This window comes from Neisseria basseii (assembly GCF_962707005.1).
GTDB classification, from domain to species: domain Bacteria; phylum Pseudomonadota; class Gammaproteobacteria; order Burkholderiales; family Neisseriaceae; genus Neisseria; species Neisseria bergeri.
Map to the genome: position 1 here is coordinate 1 of NZ_CAUIXH010000083.1, position 253 is coordinate 253.

General features: G+C 55.3%; 1 protein-coding gene. It reads right to left on the reverse strand.

Going from position 1 to position 253, the window contains the following annotated elements:
• A partial coding sequence (locus Q9I99_RS11400; protein ID WP_304666242.1) for a transposase occupies positions 1-253 on the reverse strand: 253 nt, incomplete at both ends.

Genomic DNA, 253 nt, shown 5'->3' on the forward strand with positions numbered 1-253 from the left:
GCTGCCGGCGGTCTGAATAATGGTGGCGTCAACGGCGGCGGCAGATGCCTTCTCTACTTTTAGGTTTTTTTCGGCCAGTTGTCGGTTAATCAGTTCCAGCAATTCGGACAGGGTGTCGTCTTGCGCTAGCCAGTTGCGGTAGCGGCATAAGGTGCTGTAATCGGGGATGCCCGGTTCGTCGAAACGGCAAAACAGGTTGAAGTCGATGCGGATAATGAGGCTGTGTTCGAGTTCGGGATCGGAGAGGCTGTGC